This window comes from Candidatus Chloroploca asiatica (assembly GCF_002532075.1).
Classification (GTDB): Bacteria; Chloroflexota; Chloroflexia; order Chloroflexales; family Chloroflexaceae; genus Chloroploca; species Chloroploca asiatica.
The window spans coordinates 1-3,494 of the sequence record NZ_LYXE01000161.1 but is presented as its reverse complement, the minus strand read 5'-3'; the positions used below and the strand labels follow the sequence as shown (position 1 = coordinate 3,494).

At 66.0% G+C, this 3,494-nt stretch carries 3 protein-coding genes; all 3 read left to right on the top strand.

Annotated features, from left to right (window positions below):
* Positions 1–735 (top strand): hypothetical protein (locus A9Q02_RS24430; protein ID WP_172451167.1); only part of this gene is annotated, 735 nt, incomplete at its 5' end.
* Positions 736–1,206: 471 nt separating this feature from the next.
* Complete coding sequence (locus A9Q02_RS19500) at positions 1,207–1,950, top strand: hypothetical protein (RefSeq protein WP_097654752.1); 744 nt, start codon at positions 1,207–1,209, stop codon at positions 1,948–1,950.
* A gap of 12 nt (positions 1,951–1,962) precedes the next feature.
* Positions 1,963–3,114, top strand: a complete 1,152-nt coding sequence (locus A9Q02_RS19495) for a ThiF family adenylyltransferase (protein ID WP_097654751.1) — start codon at positions 1,963–1,965, stop codon at positions 3,112–3,114.
* Positions 3,115–3,494 lie beyond the last annotated feature (380 nt).

Genomic DNA, 3,494 nt, shown 5'->3' with positions numbered 1-3,494 from the left:
CAGGCCTTCTTCTCCCTCGTCCAGCCGCAGATCTGGCTTGACCACAGCCACGTCCTGACGATCGACCCGGACGATCCTCGCCGCGTGCTTCACCCAGCGTTGAGCGACGACGAAGCGATCAGCGCCCTGGAGGAATTTCACGGCTGGGGCCTCGACAAGGTCTGGCCCGAGGTCTACGGGCTCCCGACCGAGCAGGACGAGCTGTTTGGCGAAGGCCAGAACCTGCTCGTCGCCGTGCTCTGGTTCATGGCCGACCGCACCGCCTGGAGCGCGACGCTGGGCGATATGGACGACGTCATCGCCGCCTGGGGCGACCAGGTGGCACTCAGCCCAGCGCATAGCGCAGCCCTCGCGAACCTGCCGCACCTGGAGCCAACCACGGATATGGAGGCCCTCTGCACCGCATTGAGCACGCAGCCATTCCCGCTTCCCGACGGAACCGCCATCGATCTCGGCCAGGTCGTCCGCTTCGTCTTCAGCCGCACCGACAACTGGTTCGCCGATCTCAGCTGGGACGAACTGGCCGACATGAACGGCAGCGGTCTCGACTGGTGGAGCGACGATCTGATCGCCATCGCTGCCGATCAGACCGCAGCACGCGGCTGGTTTGAGCACTGCCACCTGCTGAACCGCGTTGTCACCGCTGAGCCAGCCGTCCTCCGTGCCGTGATCATGGCCGTGCAACAGGCGGCCACGGCACTATGCACCGCCAGCCCTGCCGCACCGTCGGCGTAAACGCCTCGGCAACAACGGGCAAAGCCGGCCTGCGCCGGCTGGATCACAGGCCTCGCAGGTGACCTTCACTGCCCAGAAGCCGCGCCGTTCACGGCGACGACAAGCTGCTGTCATCGCCTCCACCGCCGTTCAGTGATCTTGCAGGGCTGCAAGATCAACCCTGATCAGCCGATGGCGTCCCAATGCCCTCAACGCCCTCAACCGGATCTTGCATGATCACCCCCGATTCGGGGACGATCAACACCGGTTGGCATGATCAACCGCCGCACATCCCTGCCCGCTGGCACACCCCAAGCGCGTGAGCCAGCCTGACCTCAGAACATACCTTTGCACCTCTGCGCCTCTGCGCCTTTGCGCCTCTGCGTTAAAAAAACCGTCTTCTCTGCCTACGGGATTATCCCCACGCACCAAAAGGCACCTTTGCGCCTTCGCGTCACACAACCACCCCATTGCCTATCAAGGAGCTACTTCATGGATCTGCCTGAACAACCACCGGACGAACTTCGCCGCCGCCCTTGGCTGCGCCGGACGCCGCGCCCGATTCGCCAGGCGTTGGTCATCGACCGCACACCGACTATCCAGATCGGCATCTTTGCCGACGCGATCTACCTAACGCGCCGCCAGGGTCGGGGCTGGGTCTCGTACCCGATCAGCGCCGAGGATCTCGCCGCCGCGCTGGGCAAGCTCCCGACGAGCTCGGGGTTGCTCCCGCCGAACACGCTCGGCACCGGCACCGTGAACGGCCAGCGCTTCTACGTCGTCGCCGTTCCGCCACGCCCGGCGGCCCTGCGCATCGCTGGACGCACACGCCCGTACACCATCCAGACGCCGCCGCTCATCTGGGCCGGTTGCGGTCAGGATTACCGCATCTTCGCCCTCGCGACACTCGACTGGCCGCAGCGGCAAACACCGCTCGCCCACGCGCCCTTTCCGAACACCTACGCGTCTGGCGCGATCTGCTGGGGCAGCACCGAGCCGCGGCCGGTCGCCGCACCCGCGACCATGCTGCACGTCCTCGACCTCTACCTGGAAGGCTCGTGCTTCAACCACCACCTTGCGCAGCAGCGCAGTCGCAGCAAACCACGCAACGTCATGACACGCTACCGCACGCTCAGCGTCGCGACGCCCTACCCGCTCGACGATCTCGTCCCGGCTGGACACGACCTTGCCTGGCTGCTCGCCGGCGAAGCCTGGCGTGGGCGCGGGGTGCAATGAGAGGATCACGCCATGGACACCCTGAACATCGACGCGCCCATCCCCTACCTTGTGCCGCCCACCCAGCCCATCCAGATCGGCCTGGTCGGCTGTGGTGGCACCGGCTCCCATCTGGCCGTCGCGCTCGCCCGTATGACCTCCCACCTCCGTGAACGTGGCGACCCACCGCTGCACCTCATCTTCATCGACGGCGACCGCGTCGAGGCACCCAACATCGGGCGTCAACTCTTTGCCCCCGCCGAACGGGGCCGCCACAAAGCCCAAACCCTGGCCGATCGCCTCAACGCTGCACTCGGCCTGGACATCATCGCCGTGCCGGAGATGGCGACCGCCGCGCTGCTGCGCGAACTGGCCCCGCCCGCCCAAACCATCGGCATCCTCGTCGGAGCCGTCGACACCGCCAGCGGACGGCGTGCGCTTCACGAAGCCCTGGCCCGCTCACGCTGGCAACTCTGGCTCGACAGCGGCAACGAACACGACTGGGGCAAAGTCCTGCTGGGCACCATCACCGAGCAGCGCCAACTGCACGGCGCCCTGGCCCTCGGCGGGATCTGCACCGCCCTGCCGGCGCCAACCCTGCGCTACCCGCACCTGCTCCACGACGAACCGGCGAACCAACGGGCAGGCGACGCGCACCACCGGGGCGGGGTGACGCCAACCAATCATCGGCCCACCACACCGCCGGATCGTCCCCCACGCAACCAGCACCACCAGGGCGAAGTGACGCCAATCAACCGCCTGTCTACCACACCGCCTGATCGTCCCCCACGCAACCAGCACCACCGGGGCGGGGTGACGCCAACCAACCACCTGCCCAACGCCCTACCTGACCGTCCCCCACGCAACCAGCACCACCGGGGCGGGGTGGCAACAGCCAGCCGACTGCCCAACCAGCCCCAGGGCGACTGTGCAGTCGACATGCGCGACGGCCTGCAAAGCCTGATGATCAACCAGACCATGGCCGCCATCGCCGCCCAGTATCTCCACCAGCTCATCAGCGCCCGACGCATCACCACCTTCGAAACCGCCCTCGACCTGGCAACGCTCACGATGCGCTCGATCCCGATCACCGCCGCGACCCTCGCCGACGCCAGCGGGCTCACCATCGCAGACATCACCCAGACCGATGAACCCGGCCATCACCGAACGAGAGGACACCCATAAACTCGCCCCACGACCGTGCCCATCCGATTGACCCGTGTTGACGCGAAAGCACACCGGTGCACCGGTTGTCGCGCCGGTACGCGACCCCTTCGCGCCTTCGCGTGAGCTTCTGTGAGGCGCGAAGGGGTGATGGATCTCCAAACGCACCTTCGCGCCTTTGCGCCTTTGCGTCAAAAAAACCACCGTACCAATGAATCGACCAACCAATGGAGGACACCCAATGACTCAGACCATACCACCACCCACCGACAGCACCCAGACCCCATCGTTCATGCCCTTCGACCTGGGCGAAACCATCGCCCCTGATCAACGATAATTAGAATTGCCGGTGGTGATCTTTAGAATTGCCGATCCCATCTGCCTCCGCGATGACCTACCAT

What these genes read in the sequence shown, in the direction of transcription:
- A9Q02_RS19500 (WP_097654752.1), top strand. Translation starts at nt 1,207, where the DNA reads ATGGATCTGCCTGAACAACCACCGGACGAACTTCGCCGCCGCCCTTGG.
- A9Q02_RS19495 (WP_097654751.1), top strand. Translation starts at nt 1,963, where the DNA reads ATGGACACCCTGAACATCGACGCGCCCATCCCCTACCTTGTGCCGCCC.